General features: G+C 61.9%; 20 protein-coding genes and 1 pseudogene. 6 read left to right on the top strand and 15 right to left on the bottom strand.

Annotated elements, in window-relative coordinates:
• The first annotated feature begins 88 nt into the window (after window positions 1-88).
• The 5 genes from LH20_RS05895 to LH20_RS05875 all read left to right on the top strand — a co-directional run bounded on the left by LH20_RS05895 (window position 89) and on the right by LH20_RS05875 (window position 3,026).
• On the top strand, window positions 89-304 hold the full coding sequence (locus tag LH20_RS05895; RefSeq protein ID WP_053553422.1) for a helix-turn-helix transcriptional regulator: 216 nt from the start codon (window positions 89-91) through the stop codon (window positions 302-304).
• Window positions 294-527, top strand: coding sequence for a hypothetical protein (locus LH20_RS05890; protein WP_053553421.1), 234 nt, complete (start codon window positions 294-296; stop codon window positions 525-527). Before LH20_RS05895 ends, LH20_RS05890 begins: the two co-directional genes overlap by 11 nt.
• A gap of 62 nt (window positions 528-589) precedes the next feature.
• Window positions 590-880, top strand: coding sequence for a type II toxin-antitoxin system TacA family antitoxin (locus LH20_RS05885; protein WP_053556121.1), 291 nt, complete (start codon window positions 590-592; stop codon window positions 878-880).
• A complete protein-coding gene (locus LH20_RS05880) occupies window positions 877-1,371 on the top strand; it encodes a GNAT family N-acetyltransferase (protein WP_053553420.1) in 495 nt (164 codons plus the stop codon). Before LH20_RS05885 ends, LH20_RS05880 begins: the two co-directional genes overlap by 4 nt.
• 17 nt (window positions 1,372-1,388) lie before the next feature.
• Window positions 1,389-3,026: a recombinase family protein gene (locus LH20_RS05875; protein WP_053553419.1), complete on the top strand. Its 1,638-nt coding sequence runs from the start codon at window positions 1,389-1,391 to the stop codon at window positions 3,024-3,026.
• Here LH20_RS05875 and LH20_RS05870 read toward each other — a convergent pair.
• Window positions 2,998-3,381 (bottom strand): recombinase family protein, encoded by a 384-nt coding sequence (locus LH20_RS05870; protein ID WP_053553418.1) that lies wholly within the window; start codon window positions 3,379-3,381, stop codon window positions 2,998-3,000. The two genes, LH20_RS05875 and LH20_RS05870, sit on opposite strands and share 29 nt — an antisense overlap.
• An 18-nt stretch (window positions 3,382-3,399) precedes the next feature.
• A complete protein-coding gene (locus LH20_RS05865) occupies window positions 3,400-3,627 on the bottom strand; it encodes a hypothetical protein (RefSeq protein ID WP_053553417.1) in 228 nt (75 codons plus the stop codon).
• A 473-nt stretch (window positions 3,628-4,100) separates the two neighbouring features.
• Between LH20_RS05865 and LH20_RS05860 the strand changes: the two genes are divergently transcribed.
• Entirely contained in the window at window positions 4,101-4,457 is a 357-nt protein-coding gene (locus LH20_RS05860; RefSeq protein ID WP_235527136.1) for a DUF2958 domain-containing protein, read from the top strand.
• A 38-nt stretch (window positions 4,458-4,495) separates the two neighbouring features.
• Here the strand turns inward: LH20_RS05860 and LH20_RS22795 are convergent.
• From LH20_RS22795 to LH20_RS05800, 13 genes and pseudogenes are all read right to left on the bottom strand, one after another.
• Window positions 4,496-4,693 (bottom strand): annotated as a pseudogene (locus tag LH20_RS22795) (type II toxin-antitoxin system YhaV family toxin); the annotation flags it as partial.
• A 361-nt stretch (window positions 4,694-5,054) separates the two neighbouring features.
• On the bottom strand, window positions 5,055-5,723 hold the full coding sequence (locus LH20_RS05855; protein ID WP_053553416.1) for a secretin and TonB N-terminal domain-containing protein: 669 nt from the start codon (window positions 5,721-5,723) through the stop codon (window positions 5,055-5,057).
• 20 nt (window positions 5,724-5,743) lie between these two features.
• A complete protein-coding gene (locus LH20_RS05850) occupies window positions 5,744-6,154 on the bottom strand; it encodes a type II toxin-antitoxin system VapC family toxin (protein ID WP_053553415.1) in 411 nt (136 codons plus the stop codon).
• The gene (locus LH20_RS05845; RefSeq protein WP_053553414.1) at window positions 6,151-6,423 is read right to left on the bottom strand and encodes a hypothetical protein; all 273 of its coding nucleotides are present in this window, start codon (window positions 6,421-6,423) and stop codon (window positions 6,151-6,153) included. Before LH20_RS05845 ends, LH20_RS05850 begins: the two co-directional genes overlap by 4 nt.
• A gap of 1,039 nt (window positions 6,424-7,462) precedes the next feature.
• Window positions 7,463-8,254, bottom strand: a complete 792-nt coding sequence (locus LH20_RS05840) for a DUF5984 family protein (RefSeq protein WP_053553413.1) — start codon at window positions 8,252-8,254, stop codon at window positions 7,463-7,465.
• A complete protein-coding gene (locus tag LH20_RS05835) occupies window positions 8,248-8,619 on the bottom strand; it encodes a hypothetical protein (protein ID WP_053553412.1) in 372 nt (123 codons plus the stop codon). Before LH20_RS05835 ends, LH20_RS05840 begins: the two co-directional genes overlap by 7 nt.
• The gene (locus tag LH20_RS05830; protein ID WP_144423533.1) at window positions 8,616-9,263 is read right to left on the bottom strand and encodes a hypothetical protein; all 648 of its coding nucleotides are present in this window, start codon (window positions 9,261-9,263) and stop codon (window positions 8,616-8,618) included. Before LH20_RS05830 ends, LH20_RS05835 begins: the two co-directional genes overlap by 4 nt.
• Window positions 9,264-9,345: 82 nt before the next feature.
• Complete coding sequence (locus tag LH20_RS05825) at window positions 9,346-10,020, bottom strand: hypothetical protein (protein WP_144423532.1); 675 nt, start codon at window positions 10,018-10,020, stop codon at window positions 9,346-9,348.
• Entirely contained in the window at window positions 10,017-10,826 is an 810-nt protein-coding gene (locus LH20_RS05820; protein ID WP_053553409.1) for a hypothetical protein, read from the bottom strand. Before LH20_RS05820 ends, LH20_RS05825 begins: the two co-directional genes overlap by 4 nt.
• On the bottom strand, window positions 10,823-11,533 hold the full coding sequence (locus tag LH20_RS05815; protein ID WP_053553408.1) for a hypothetical protein: 711 nt from the start codon (window positions 11,531-11,533) through the stop codon (window positions 10,823-10,825). The genes LH20_RS05820 and LH20_RS05815 overlap by 4 nt, the downstream gene beginning before the upstream one ends.
• Before the next feature lie 9 nt (window positions 11,534-11,542).
• Window positions 11,543-13,315, bottom strand: a complete 1,773-nt coding sequence (locus tag LH20_RS05810) for a hypothetical protein (RefSeq protein WP_053553407.1) — start codon at window positions 13,313-13,315, stop codon at window positions 11,543-11,545.
• Window positions 13,296-14,366: a hypothetical protein gene (locus LH20_RS05805; RefSeq protein WP_053553406.1), complete on the bottom strand. Its 1,071-nt coding sequence runs from the start codon at window positions 14,364-14,366 to the stop codon at window positions 13,296-13,298. Before LH20_RS05805 ends, LH20_RS05810 begins: the two co-directional genes overlap by 20 nt.
• 22 nt (window positions 14,367-14,388) lie before the next feature.
• A complete protein-coding gene (locus LH20_RS05800) occupies window positions 14,389-15,606 on the bottom strand; it encodes a hypothetical protein (protein ID WP_053553405.1) in 1,218 nt (405 codons plus the stop codon).
• Window positions 15,607-15,617: the final 11 nt, after the last annotated feature.

The following is a 15,617-nucleotide window of genomic DNA, read 5'->3' as shown; positions in this document are numbered from 1 at the left end:
CCAGCTAAATAATTGTTGCGAAACGGGGAATCGGTAGTCTGACTGGATCAGGGGCAGTCAGAAACAACCAGCAGGAGGCGCTGCCGCCATGCCCCGACCAGACCGTATCATCCGCCTCAAGACCGTGCTTGCCCGCACCGGCCTGTCGCGGTCCACCATCTACCGCAAGATCGCCGAGGGCACCTTCCCGGCCCAGATCAGGATCAGCACCAACGGTGCTGGCTGGCATGAATCCGACATCGACCGCTGGGTGGCCGATCCCGTCAGGTGGCGGCCAGAGGTGGAGGACAGCCATGGAAGATGACAGGAAGCAATCTCGTGGAGAGAGCCCGGCCAACGACAATCATCCGCGCGGTGAACAGGACGCCGAAGGCAAGATCGAAGCTTTCGAGCGCCTGGACGCCGTAGTGCTGTCCATTGCCCGCCTGATCGGCAGGCGCATGGCGCGCGAGGACTTCGAGAAGGCCACGCAGGCCGCGAACGATAATGCGCCGAATTCCGCCGACGAGCAGGACGCTGACTTATGACGCAGGCGAAATGTCTTGACATTGTCGGGCGTATCAATACGATGTGGTCAGGAGATAATGTCATGACCGCACGCATCACCCGTACCGAAAAGCTCGATCTTCGCCTGACGGCGGAGGCCAAGCATACCCTTGCCGCCGCCGCGCAGGCGCAACGGCGCACGCTGAGCGACTTCGTGCTCGAAAGCGCGCTGGGCCGGGCCGAGGAAGCCCTTGCCGACCGCCGCGTGTTCCAGCTTCCACCGGACAAGTGGGAAGCCTTCGTTGCCGCGCTGGACGCGCCCCCGCGTGATCTGCCGCGCCTGCGCAAGCTGATGAACGAGCCGGGCGTCTTTTCGGACGATAGTTCTTCGTGACGGGTCTTCGCATCGAGAAGCTGCATCGCCGTCATGCCGTCGAAACATTCGATTGCGGCGAGGAAGCGCTGAATCGCTTTCTGGTCCGCTTCGCTCTGCCGAACCAGATGGCGAACGCCTCGCAAACCTATTTGGGTATTGCGGAAGACGACGCCATCGTGGGTTTCTATACTCTGGTTGTCGGCGAGGTCCGTCACGAGGAAGCCCCCGAGCGGTTGACCAAAGGGTTGGCCCGCCATCCTGTGCCGGTCATGCTGCTGGCCCGGCTTGGCGTCAGCGAGGCGTGGCAGGGCAAGAGGATCGGCGCGGGGCTGTTACGCGATGCCGTTTTGCGGACGCTGCAAGTCGCCGACATTGCCGGTGTCCGGGCGCTCGTGGTTCACGCCAAGAACGATGCGGCGCGTTCGTTCTATGAGCGGTTCGACTTTCAGCCGTCTCCCACCGACCCGCTGCATCTGTTCGCGCTCATCAAGGATTTGAAGAACCTTTAGACAGGAAGGACGCCACCATGCTCCGCGCCGCTCTTTACGCCCGCTTTTCCTCCGAGAACCAGCGTGACTCCTCCATCGAGGATCAGTTGCGCCAGTGCCGCGAGCGCGCGGAGCGCGAGGGCCGGACCGTGGTGGAGACCTATTCCGACCGCGCCATTTCCGGCTCTTCCATGATCCGCGCCGGTATCCAGTCTTTGCTTGCCGATGCACAGATGGGTCGCTTCGACATAGTGCTGTCCGAGGCGCTGGACCGCATCAGCCGCGATCAGGAGGACGTGGCCGCCGTGTTCAAGCGCCTGCGCTTTGCAGGCATCCCCATAGTCACCCTGTCGGAAGGCGAGATCAACGAGCTTCATGTCGGCCTGAAAGGCACCATGAACGCCCTGTTTATCAAGGACCTCGCCATCAAGACGCATCGCGGCCAGCGCGGGCGGGTGGAGAATGGAAAGGCGGGAAGCGGTCGAGCCGCGTACGGCTATCGCGTCATCCATCAGCTTGACGCCAATGGCGAGCCGATCCGGGGCGAGCGGGCGATTGTCGAGAAACAAGCCGAGATCGTGCGGCGCATCTTCCGCGAATACGCCAGCGGCAGAAGCCCGAAGGAGATCGCATTCCAGTTGAACCGGGAGGGTGTTCCCGGTCTTCGTAACCGCCCATGGATCGACGCCACCATTCGCGGCAATCCCGTCGCGGGCACAGGCATCCTCAACAACGAGCTTTATGCCGGCGTTCTGGTCTGGAACCGGCAGCGCTTCATCAAGAACCCGGAGACCGGAACCCGCGTCTCGCGCGTGAACCCGGAAAGCGAATGGATCAGGACCGAGGTTCCGCATCTGCGGATTGTCGATGACGAACTCTGGCAGGCGGTGCGCGAGCGCCAGCGCGGCATCTCCGCCCTGTATGGTCCCAACCATGCCAACACCCGTGAGGGTCGCGCCAGGCGGCTGCATCTGACCAACCGGCCCGTCACCCTTCTTTCTGGCCTGCTGACCTGTGGATGCTGCGGCGGCAGGATCAGCATGGTGATGACCGACCGCTATGCCTGCCGCAATCATCTGCGCAAAGGCATCTGCGACAACGGCCGCACCATCCGGCGCGACGAGATCGAGGCGCGTGTGTTGGCGGGCTTGAAAGAAAAGCTGGTATCGTCGGAGGCGGTCGCGGAAGCCGTGCGCGCCTATGCCAAGGAAACCAATCGGCTTAACCGTGATCGCCGCGCACAGTCACAGACAGATCAGAAAGCGCTTGAGAAGATCGAGCGCGCCATCGCCGGCATCATGGCGGCAATCGAGGACGGCATGTATCAGCCGTCCATGAAAGCGCGGATGGCCGAGCTTGAACGCGACAAGGCCGAGATCATCGCCCGCATGGCACAGGCCCCCGCCGATGTGCCGGACGTGCATCCCAACATCGCCAGCGTCTATCGCCGGAACGTGGAGCGGTTCACCGAAGCCCTCAACGATCCCGATGGCGGCCGGGAGGCGGCCGAGGCGCTGCGCTCGCTTATCGGTGAGATCGTGCTGACTCCCGGCCCGAAGCGCGGCGAGGTCCATGCCGAGCTACGCGGCGAGCTTATGGGCATCCTCGCCTTCGCCACCGACCATAAGTCGAAGCAGAACATTCGTTTTATGCCGCCAGTGGCATCTTGTGAGTGATCGACACCAGACGAACGCCATTCTTGGCTAACCGCCGCACATAGAATTCGAGCTGGAACTGATCCCGGAAGAAGCGGGAGAAGCTATGGACGACGATGACGTCGAACTCAGCGGGCCGACACGAAGCCGCATCCATCATCCGCTGGAATTCAGGGCGTCGGTCGTCCGTCGCCGACGCTCCCGGCTCGACATATTCGCCGACAACCGTCCAGCCCTTGCCCTCGCAGAAGCTGTGCGCCTGGCGTCGTTGGTCGGGAATGGATAGATCATGCTCTGCCTGCCTGCCGGTCGAGACACGCAGATAAAATGCAGCGCGCGCCATCGGCGAGGCGACGAGTTCATCGTCGTCCTTCATCGTCCACCTCCTGAAAAATCAATTCTTCTTGGCGAAGAGCGCATCGAAGAAATCGGCGAAATAAAGCTCGTAAAGCTCAATCTCGCGGCTCGTGACGGGAAGGCTCTTCGGCAGGTCATCGGTGATCTTTGGCCGCCTGCGTGGTTCGCGCACGGCCCCGCCACGCCGAATCCGGGGTTGCGGCATGTAATCATAGAGATCGACGATCTCCGCGCTTTCGCGATCTGACTGCTTATGCGCGCCCATAGGGCAATTCTGGGGAAATGAACCTGATACGCAAGGAGACAACCGATTGCTGCAGCAGGACGTTGCAAAGCCCAGCGTAGAATAGCGTTCCATCGAATGCCGGAGCGCAGCATGGCGTAGCGCAAATAAGCGTTCGTGGTGGCACCGTCCGCCAAGCCAATGCTGGCAAGAGCATACGCCTGCCGCCTTCTGTTCTCTTTCCGACTCGAGAGCGCGCGCGCCGCAGTAGTGCCAACCGCGCCGCCTGGGACTTGGGCGGGTACTGCGCGCCCAACGTGATATTCCGGCACGGATGCAGGAAATCGAGAGCGATCTCTCCTTCCTCTCTGTCCTCCGACAAGGCGGTTCCGGTCGCCTGACCGGCGCCGCGGCGGGGTCAAGCCCGGCCCGCACCGGACCGTGTTGGGCCTGACCCCGGCCGCTCGCTTGCGCCGGCCGAACACCTCCACGCCCTCGATCGGAGGGCATCTCGAATGGAGGCCATCATGCAACTCATTACCGACACGATCCGCGACCAGCTCATCACCAACGGACGCGAGAGCCGCGACAATCCCGCCTTCGATCCACATCCGGTCGTCAAGCTGTTCACGCCGGATGCCGGTGCCACCTGGCTCATCTCCGAATGCGACCCGCAACGGCCGGATTACCTCTACGGCCTTTGCGACCTGGGCGTTGGGGAACCCGAGCTGGGATCGGTCAGTCTCACCGAGTTGGAAGCATTGCGCGGGCCGCTCGGTTTGCCGGTTGAACGCGATCTGTATTTCGAGGCCGGATATCCGCTGAGCCATTACGCGCATCTCGCGATCAAGGCTGGCGCCATCACCGCCTGACGGCGGTCGAAGCGCTCCGCCATTTTCGGCGGAGCGCTTCATGGTGCCTCGGGCGAGGCCGAGGCTAGCCGGGATAGCGTCTCGGGGCTGGACGCCGCCGTGAGCAGCGCTGCCCAATCATCAGGTGGATTGCCCTTGTCGAGCATCTTGCGGAACACCGCATAGGCGTCGGATTTCGAGCCATAAGTGCACAAGGTTGTTTCGTCGTTCACCCACGCGAAAATGATGATCCTCGTTTTCGCGAAGGCGCCTCCGAAACCGTAGTTTGTTCCGGGCTTGGTGCGGCTTGCGCCGGGGCCGGCGCATCTTCCCCAACCTTCGCCTCCCGCCGAAACGCATCACTTGGAACGAGCGTAATCTGGACTGTCTGCCTCGCATCGCCGCGATCGTCAGAGGTTGACTGCGGAGCGGACACAAAAAAAAGCGCCGCGAACAATGCGGCGTGCAAGGCGCAGGAAATGACCCCGCCGACTATCTCATTCCTGGTCATCGGATATGCGCAAGTCCGGCAGAGTCCCGATCCCTCAGGTCCAGGACACTAGCGCCCAATAAGGGCTGAACTGTTACGGTTAGATGACATTCATGCATCCTGTGCCATCATCGGACCTGGAACTCGATGCGCATCGGCTGCGGCAAACCTTCAGGGGGCGGCTCGCTGATCCGCAGGTCGCGCAGGAATGCGCCGAAGGTCCGATCCCGCGAGGCATCGCCCGACGACCGGATCAGATTCGATCGCTCCACCCGTCCTTCGCCATCGACCCACATCCTGACGCTTATCCGATAGTCGCCGCCCGAGAGGGCCGCGTCCGATTTCATCGCCGCAACGATCTCGCGCTGCACGAGGCTGACATAGGCCAGTGCTCGCGCATCGGGTTCGGATTGCCCGATCAGCGGTGTTGCGCGCACCGTCAGCATATCGAGCGTCATGTCCGGGGTGGCGGACGCCGTGATGACCACCGAGCCGCCCTGCGTGAAACGTGCGCGCAGCCCCGTTCCATCCAGCATCGTCACGAGCGCTTCCTGCAACGTATAGCGGCCAACCACGGGACGGGAGCGACGACCCACCGCCAAACGGCTATCATAGAGCATCTGCACGCCGCTCACCGATGACAACCGAGCCAAGGCGAGGTCCAGGCGCTGCGCGGGAATATCGAACGTATAGACCGACGCCGATGAACGATCCGCTTGAGCATCAGCCGGCGTCACCGGATATCCGCACAGCAAGAACGACAGGGCCGCAAAACTGACGGCCAATTTGCGCAGCAACTTCCTGGTCTGCGATCTGCCTACCAAGAGCGGCTCGCGGGGTGCATGCTCACATCGGTGGAGGCGTAATCCCGTCCCGTGCAAAGCACAGGCTCGTCCCGGTCCTTCGCGGCAGCATAGACCATGAGATCAAGCAAGTTCAGCACGCCGCCATTCTTCATTCCCTTGCCATACCGCGCATTGGCATCCCCCGCGATCTGCGCCTGGCGTTCGTCAAAGGCCAGAATCTCTAGCCCGTTTCCGCAGAGTTCCTTCAGCAGATCGCGACCGATCTTACCGAGTTCGGGCGATCGCATCTCAGCGACCCGCAGAAACTCCAACACCGCCGGTGCGGGCATAAGGGCAGGTTCGCTCACAAGCGCTGCGAGCAGATCGTCAGCGCCATCTTCTTCATAAAGGATGGCGACCAGTGCTGACGTGTCCACGATCATCGCGGCATACCGCGTTCATCATATTCCTGCTCGTCGAACTCGGCCATGCTTATGCGAGGGAGGTTCCTGCCGCGGGCCGTTATCGCCCGGACGCGCGCCATGACTTCCTCGGCGGATCGTGCCTGGGGCGGCACCGGCATCCGGTCCAACGCCTCCTCGATAACCTGGGCCTGGCTGCGCCCGTCCCGCGTCAGAATGGCGAGCCGGGCAAGCGCGTGCTCGGAGCGGATCGTGATCGCTCTCTGCTGGCGACGGGGCTGGGTTGGCATCGATTACCTCGCATTTCTGACGTGAACGTACCCAATGTAGGTCTTCGTGCTGCTACGCGCAAGCACGCCGCGAATCGAGAGCGCTGTAGCGGGGCGTCGGTCACCCGCAACAGCGTTGGCGTTGCAAACCGATGTTCTCGCCAGTCACCGATTTTCAGACGCGCATTTCATGGGCGAACTGACGCGCATGGGAACGCTGGCGCATTGCGAACTTATCCAAGCTCGTCGGCTATCAGGTCGAGCCGCGATAGCTGCGCTGCCAGGGACCCGCCCTTGCCGATCAGGGGCTCTTCGAGGCGTGTCACGAAGATAGAGCGGCGCCTTCTCATGCGCCTCCTCCAACAGGGCACCAAACTGCCGCATAGACAACTGTATTACTAGACGTGGACCTACAACGGCCGCATCATCGCACAGCTACGCTTGTGCGGGGTCGTGCACGCCATCAGGTTGTGTTCAGGAAAGAGGAAGAGCGTGAATTCTCTGAGACCCGAAGACTATGCGGACGACGAACTGGTTCGCATCCAATGTTCGGGTCGTGAAATATGGCTATCCGAGCGCTTGTTTCGTCGACTCGTGTTGATAGGCAGCGCATATGAACTCCATCTCTTGCCATTACTTGAGCAAGACACGGCCCTGAATTCAGTCCAGGCTGACGGTCTTCTGGGAGAACTGGATTTTGTCAGTACATTGGTTACGGATGCAGCCTTGACATCTGTGCTGAATGAACTGGCACCGCTGGTAAGGGCTTGTCGTGTTTCGCCGGACCGCACAATCTCATTCGAATGGCCTTAACCCGGAGCGCCGTGGGATCGATGAAATTGCCGCTAACCCTGGCATTCTAGTAGAAAGCAAGGTCAAGGCAGATGCGCTCAGCATCGACGCCCTGCGGCAAGTCCATCGAGAGGGCGATCGGCAGCGCCCGCACGTCATTGACTGGACCGATCATGTCATCGGAATGCCGGTAGCTCGTCCGGTCTCGTTCTCCAGTAGTGCGAAGCGAAAACCGCCAATCGCAGCGAGAAAATGTTCGATTGGTCAGCTAATCGTTTGACGCCGCATCAGCAGAAATCTCGAAAACGGCCGACCTGATTTCGTCCCAGGGCGTGGCACCTTTCTGTCCAAGAGCCTGAGCGAACATACCTTGACGTCGCTCATTCTCGGCAATGAGGCCGGGCAAATCGATTTGAACGTCCGGGTGAAGCGCTCCCGCTGCAACCTGCTCGATCCGAGACGTCATCCGCTCGAACAGCCTGGCATGAAATGCCTCGACTTCCATCACGAATTTCTCGCGAGGCAGATGAAAGCTGCCGCTTACCGCGGACCACGCCAACCCCCCGTCGATAAATTTGTCGCGATTGCCCCACTCAATGTGCACGTCAGTCTCATCCGACCACATCACTATCGATGTCGACGGGGAGAGATAACCCGTTTCCAGAAACCGATCACGGAGCAATAAATTGGCACGCTCCCACGTATCCCAAGTTTCATCTTCGGCGCCTTCGTCGAGATTTTTCTCGGACCAAGATTCACATGCCTTGATCCATTCACGTCCGGAGTTTCCAGAAACATATGCCCTGAGATCTTGGGGGACAGCCTCCAGGATAGTGGGCAGCATGTTCATCACATCTTCGAAGATTCTAGCGACGTAGTAATCGCAATATCTGCTTCCGTCACTGTGGCGGACACGGTCGCTATATTCGAACAGCGTAGCCACTCCCGCGTTTATCCAATATCGACCCTCCGTTAAACCAAACCAGGTGAGGCTATGATTGCCAGGGGTGCCCCAGGGCACGACTTCTTTTATCGGCGTTAGCTCAAAATCGATCAGCATGCGGCCTGATCTCCCAGCGGTGGAAAGCGAAATCCGCCGATCTCCTCGAGCAGTCGTTCGATCTCCCCGATCATCGACGCGTGGTCGCGGTTTTCGAAGGAATGAAGCTCCTGCCCGCAATGGTCACCTTCGAAAGCGCGCAGCAAATACCCGCCGCCCGGGTCTTCGGCGGGCGTCCAGCTCAGATCGATCAGCACGTCGCGCCGCATATGCCTGAGCATGAGCAGCGTGTCCTTGCACACGACCGACCAGGCCATGGGATGGTCGAAAGGCATGTCGTAGAACTGGTTGTATTCCACCAGCCATCCGGCGGGGATGCGGAGCGAATGGAGCGGGTAACCCTCAACCTCCCTATCGCCCGTCACGTCGGGGAACCTCGAAACTTCGCGTTCAGCCTCGCGAGCAAGATTGCTTCACTTTCGCTGTCCGGGCTGGTCCAGTCGAAAAGGCCGACCGCTTGCGGAATGAAGTCCTCATCGAACTCGCCAATGCGCTCCAGGTCGGTACCGGGCAAAGAATTGTAGAAGCGTTCAAGCAAAGGGGCGAGCGCCACCGCCTTGGCGGCCATCGACCCGTCCAAATTCGTCCGGCTAACATCTTCCTTCTGACCCAAGTGCGCCGTCAACGCTCCGCAAAGGTGGAACAGGGTCGCCATATCGTCCTGCGTGTACCTGCGCTCTCCCTCAGAGGCGGGGCCACGCATAGCCAAACCATCCATAAGGCGCTCGGCCTCCGCGACGATTGCTGCCACGTCGCCGGCGTCGAAGCGATGCAGGCTCTCTCCGCACTGCGACTCTTCGAATATCCGCAGGAGGAAGCGGCCGGTCCCCCCGATCTTCGGATTCCAGGCGAGTTCAAGCAGAAGGTCGGAATCTGCGTGACAGGCCAGCAACAAAGTGCCGAAATGGTCCCACAGCGGGTGATCGGCAGGCGCATCGACCAATCGATTATGCCGCACCGCCCAGCCCGCAGGAATTCGCATCGGCAGCAGACGCAGCGGCTCGCTCACGGCTTTCCTTCCCCGCCCGCTGCCCGATGCGAGGCTGCCCCCCATAATCGACGCCCCGTAACGCCCGGCCACATGCTGCCGTTCATCCCTTTGCTCCCCTGAAGTACATGTCCCAGCGAGCGAACAAGTCGTTCTCCTTTTCCCGGCGCGCATGGGACCAGTCGCACAGCTGCAGCACATTCGGGTAGAAGATCCGTTCCGTCCAACGGGAGTCGCTATCCCGCGTCTCCGGGTCGATCCCTTCCCAGTAACGCCGAGCCATCGGCGCGATTGCCTGAAGTTTGCTCTCGATCCCCAGATCGCCGGTTTGGCAGCTTGCATCGAAAGCGGGGTCTTCGGATCTCAGCTTGAGCATCGCCTTGTAGAGCCCCATCAGCATGTCGACTTCCTCGCACGAATAGTTGGCATAGCGGACGCGTGGCGCGTGGCGGACGGGCAGTTCCGCAAACAATCGCTCCAGTTCCGTCACAATGACGGCCTGATCGCGAGACTCGATGCGATGCAATTCGTGTCCGGTCCTCTCGTCGCTCATCACGCGCAGCAGAAAGCTGCCCGCCTCCGCAGGGTCTTTCCCCGGCGGTCCGGGCAACCAAGAAAGATCGGTCAGCAGATCCCATTCGGCGTGATAGGCGAGTAGCAGGAGGCCGTCATAGTATCCGTAGAAATGCCCGAGCGGCGCATCGACAAAATTATTGTGTCGCAACGTCCAGCCTGACGGGATGCGTAAAGGGTGTAACGGAAAATATTCTCCTCTCATGATCCAGCCTCCATCGGCTCGCCGGTGAGGCCGTCGCTGGTGGCGCCTCCGCCGCAACTCTCCCCATCGCCGCATTCGCTGTAATTCTTGCAGATTGCCGTAACGCGGGTTTGCAACCGTTCGGACAGGCTTTCGCCGATGGGCATGTCGGGCCGATCAAAAATGACGCGCCGCATTCCGGGCTCGACCGCCTCCCAACCATCGCGTAACTGCTGGGCGGCGCGGGTGACGTCCTGCGCGCTCGACATTGTGTCGGCGCCCGTTTCGGAAAATTTAAGATCGAGCAGCAGCGCCTCGGCCTGTTCGAACCGCGACAGGAAGGCCGCCATATGTTCGGCCAGATTCTGGTGCCCGGCAAATTCCTCTGCGAGCGCAACGGCGAGATATTCGGTGTGATGATCGCCGCGCGGCCACCAGATCGTGCCTTCCTCGAACTGCCCCGTCATCGGCGCGAGATCGAGCGGCCGGTTCATGCGCGGCAACAGACGGCCGAGGCGGACGATATTCGCCTGTGCCTCGTCGTGCAGGGGGGCGAATAGCGCCGGCCAGCTTTGGGGCGGCTCGGAAACAGCCTTGCCCGCCGCGCGATCCAGCTTGTCGAGGAACTGCGCGAAGTGGATTTCGAAATCGTCGAAGCTTCCTACGACATAGCGTGCGGCGCGGTCCTCTCCCGCCCAGGCGCCGTTATCGACGTAGCAGGCCGGAAACTCCTCGCGCTCATAAGCTGCCAGGTCGACCTCGCCGCAGGCGACGAGCGCAAAAGCGGCGGATGCAAGCACTCCGGCCTTAAAGGGATTCAAGTTCATTGTTCCGCTTCCTCGCACATGCGTTGCACCTGCGACCGCAGCCGGTTGGCGAGGCTGGTGTGCCAGCCATGGTCCAGCACCCGTAGCGCGGGCCGCCGGAAATCGGCCTCATAGGCTTCGTCGAGCGCGCCACTCGCCAAGATATGCAAAGCGCCGATAGTGCCCTCGCTGATGCCGCTGTCGTCTTTGATGTCCTCCAGCCAACCGGTCATCTCCAGACGCGCGAGGAAGCGGACCCTCGACCGTTCCGGCCCGGGCAGCGGCACGGTGACGAGTTCGCGCAGGAATGCGGCGCGCAGTACCTCTTCGCGGTCGGGCGGGTCGAAGTCGGGTAGCGAGACACCGCCCGGAATCTCTTCCAGCACGAACTTCATCGGCCATGCCTCATTGCCTGCCTCGCGCAGCGGGAGCAGGCGCGCGAGGGCGCGATAGACGTCCTCCATGCTCGCGCTCAGGACCGCCATCTCGCTCGCGTCCGGCACTTGTCCTTCGGTGTGGAAAGCCCGCGCGAACCGTTCGGAAAAACCGGCGAAGCGCCAGTCGAACTCGCGGAACGCCTCTTCGAACTCGCGCGCGGTTTCGTCAGGAGCATCGTCGGCCCAGTCCGCATTACGGGCGCAGATTTCCGGCGGCGGCCAAGGTACGGGCTCCTCAGCATGCACACCGCTGCTAAACAGGGCGGCCAGTGCCAGCAGTATCGGGCGCATGGCCACGGCCTAGCTTTCCGGACACATGGCGCGGATACGCCGGTGGAGCCGCTCGGCCAAGCTCGGTTCCGCGTCGAACAGCGCCTGCTTGAGAGCCGGGTCGAAGCCGTCGCGCCAATTGCGCACCAGCGCCTGTGCATCGCCGTGCAACGCGGCGAGATCCGCGTCGCGATCACGCCCATCCGTCCGCGCTTCGAGCCGGCGCAGTCCGTAGCGCAGCTTGCCCAGCGAGGTCAGGAAGGCATCGATGCGCTCGCCGGCCTCATCCGCGGCGGCACGGTCTTCGCCCAGCACCATTTCCTCGGCCAGCGCGGCGCGCAGCCATGCGGTGTGTCCGTCGCCGGGCTGCACGCCTTCGGGTGACTGGAACTCGAACGACCCCGAAATCCGCGCCACCGCAAGGCTGTCCGCCGGGGCAGCCACGCCGGTCAAGAGGCGCGCGAGACGCGGCATCAGCGCATCGAGCCGCTCCGCGATGCGAGTAGCTCGTGCGGGATCGGCCTTCGCCACGTCGATATCGCGCGCGAGCGATCCGGTAAAAGCACGGAAATGCTTGTCGAACTCGTAATAGCTGTTCTTTAGATATTGCTCGGCGCGCCGGTCCGCACTCAGCAGCCAGGCCGATTCATGGGCGCAGGGTTCGATCGCCTCCGCCTCGTATCGGGTGAAGGCTGGCGGCTCGGCGGGCGTGGCAAGAGCAAGCGGATCGGCCAAGACCACATCCTCGAACCGCCGTGTATCGAGGAAGAACAGCGCATATTCGTCGGCGGTATCCGCAAAGGGCTCCGTGGCGGGCGAGCGGTGGCGCTCGAACGGCACCGCCACGCGGTTGTGGCGGATCGTGGTGTCGCCGACGAGCACGCGCTCGTCCGGCCCCAGGTCAAAAAAGGGCAGCGCACCCGAGATGTAACGGCGCTCGGGAAAGGACCAAAGCCGCTGGACGCGATCGCCGGTCACCAGTAGGCCAAGATTGTGAAGGCCGCGGTGGACGGTCAGCAGGTTCGGTGAATAATCGGCGACAAGCATCTGATTCGCGTCAGGGCCGTAAATTTCCGTGCAGACGCCTTTCTCGCCGCAGATCGTGCCGCTGCGCTCGACATGAAAGGCGTAGAGGCCATGGCCCGACGCGACCTGGAACGGGCAGCCTTCTCCCGCCTCGCCAAAGGGATCGATCACCAGCGGTGGCAGAGTCTCGTTTCCGTCCTTGTCGCGCAGTCCGCAAGCCGTATCGGTGCGCCAGACGGTCAGCGTCTCGTCCTGCCACGCCGCCGCCACGCTGGGAAGCGGCGGAGGCATTCGCTCCATCTCCTCGGCGTTCGGCTCATCGGCCAGCCGCTCGGGTTCTAGTGACAGCGCGAGGAAGGCGACCTTGCCCTTTTCAACCCGGCGGGTGATGCGCATGGCTTCAACTTGCGCCGCTTCCGCAAATTCCCAGTTCGCTATCGGCCCCGCTTCGCGCGGTTCCATATCCAAACCGTGGAGCCGCTTCAGTTCTGCGGTGAAGCGAGCGTAGGGATCGAAAGACTTTTCATCCAGACGCACGATATTGCTGACGATGATCGCCAGTACGGGTTCGTCGTTCAGCTCGACCTCGCAGATATTGCGCGGCTCGGCGACCCGTTCCTGCATGCACTGGGCATGGAGATAGCCCCAACCATCTGCCGGAACGTCATTGCCGGACTCACTCGAATGCACTGGCGCGGCGAGCAGGAGAGCGAGCATCGCGCCAGTCGCGGCAAAAGTGCCCCGGCGTGGCGGACGGTTAATCGGCGAACGGATCATGCTGCATGCCCCCTCCAGCAAGGGACTGCAAATGCTCGAGAGCGCGAACGACTCGCTCCGGGTTCTTGCAAGCAAGTGTGTTGGAGCCTTGCCTTCCCTCATAGGTTTTTCCGCTGTCGCCATCGGTTCTGCTCCATGCCATGCAGTCACCGGAAATACATGATATTTTGACGTATTTGGCATGAGCGAGTTTCATAGAGCTGACATCATCTCCTTCAGCTATGTTGAAAAATGCCTTCCTTGCGTCAAATTTAATGATACCGAAATAATTCGGATCATCTATATCATCCGATCTAATGTCTGTTTGCATGATGGATATGTACCTACGGTCGCTATCGTACTCGATTTTCTTCGCGATACGATCTCGCCACTGGTCCTTTATTTCATCATCCCAATCATAGAACAACTGACCAATACATTGGTCCCCGATGTAAGCGACCGTCTCCGCCGCATCAGGCCGTTCGCCACTATTCGCTTCCGTCTCGCGCACCGGCAAAGCGCGTGTCGCAAGCGGCTGGCCGCCCTCATCGACATGCCGTTCGGTCATCACATATCGCGCGGAAACCCATCCCAGACGGCATTCACCAACGGCGGCAAGCGCCCCCCCGGACTCGCGAAGATTGCAGCTATCGCCTTTGGGGAGCTGTCCGTTCGACCGATAGACCACGCCAAGCCACCGGCCATTTTCGTTCCGGTCGCAAAGATAAATGCGCGCACCATCGCGGAGCCGCGCAAGCTCCTGTGCTTTGCTGCTCGGTCCCGCGCGCACAGCCAGGAAATTATCGTCACCGCCTGGCAGGTTGCCGACCCGTCCGATCGGCTCGCATCGTCCGAAATCGGAGCGTGCGGCGCCGATACGCACCGAACGGGCGTGATCGGCTGTCTCGGTGTTGGCCCCATCGCCGCCCTTTGCATCCGCCACTTGCTGCGGTGCGGTCAGCGCTCCACTGGCAGCTCCCTCCGCCCCGTCATCCGAGCATGCCGCAACCGAAAGCAACACAAGCGCGGCCAGTATGGCGCAGCGTCGCCTGTTTTTCCAAAGAGCGATCATGCCTTTCCCCCAACTCTCATTGTTACCCGCCTTCCGCCGCCCGCTCTGCCCGCCGGATTCGCCGGTGCGCCTTCAGATTGGCAGCGTTCATTGCTTTCCACGCTTCGGCGATGCCGGTCAGCGGAGTGCGCAGCGTCACCGTGTCGATCCGTCCGTCCTCCAGTCGCATCGCGAAGCTGGCAGTGAGAAAGGCGGCTTGCGGGTCGAGGATCATTTGCATCTCCTCCGCCGACGGCAGTGCGACGGCGTGGATGCGATAGCTGGCGAAACTCGAATAGAAGGCGGGGGCTCCGTCGGCAATCGGCTCGAACCAGGCCGGCGCGCCGAGTTCGCGATGCGTCCCGTCCAGCATCTCGACACCGAGCGTAGCGGATTCACTCTCCAGCAGCACATCGAACATATGGGCCTGGAAGTGCAGGCGCGGAAACTGGGTGTAGCGCCCGATGGCGGCGGTCATCCCGGTCCTGACAGCGACGTCCCCGGCGAACACGATCCGATCCGGTTCCAGCTCACGCCAAGGCAGGCGGAGCATTTCGATGCTGAACGCCCATTGCCCGAGGCCTTGCCCGATCGGGCTCCCGTCGGCGTGCTTCACCGCCTTGTTGGTCGCGGCGATATAGGCGATGCCACTTTCCGCCTGCTTTGACAGATCAACGCCGCGGTCGTCCGATGTGGCCCATGGCGCCGGCTCAAAGGCGACGCGTTTGGAGAACAGATTGCCGACCTTGTTCCAGGCAAGACCGCGAACGAACTCTGCCCGATCCTCAACCAGTTCGACACCGGGGAGCGCGGGACCTGCAAGCTGCGCGCAGAAGCGGTTGTCGCCGACCTGAAAGTCGCACAGGCTTTCCAGCGCCGGGCGAAAGAACTGCCCTTTGCACTTGGGGATATTGGGCAAGTGCTCGGCTGCCTGATGCTCCAGAGCGGCCAGCTGGCGGCGTTGTTCGGCCTGCGCTGCGTTCTCTTTGTGCGTGCGTTGCAACACCGCCCTGCGTCGAGCGACCTCTTCAGGTACGCCTTCGAAGGAATAGGCGACAACGCAGACTTCGTGATTCCAGTTGGCGTCGGCAAGCGCGGGTCGCTTCGCCGCCGACGCCGCCTGGTCGGCGGCGGACATGCCGCCGCTCCAGGGAGAGGGAATGAGGGACATGGCGGGCTGAGCATGCGCGTCCGCACCGCCGGTAATGCCGAGCCCGATTGCAGCCAGCATGAAGGCCCGTATGATAGGGTTCGATAGCATCGGACGCTCCC

Origin of the sequence: Sphingopyxis sp. 113P3, assembly GCF_001278035.1 — a bacterium.
Taxonomy (GTDB): domain Bacteria; phylum Pseudomonadota; class Alphaproteobacteria; order Sphingomonadales; family Sphingomonadaceae; genus Sphingopyxis.
This window is presented reverse-complemented; position numbering and strand designations above follow the sequence as displayed.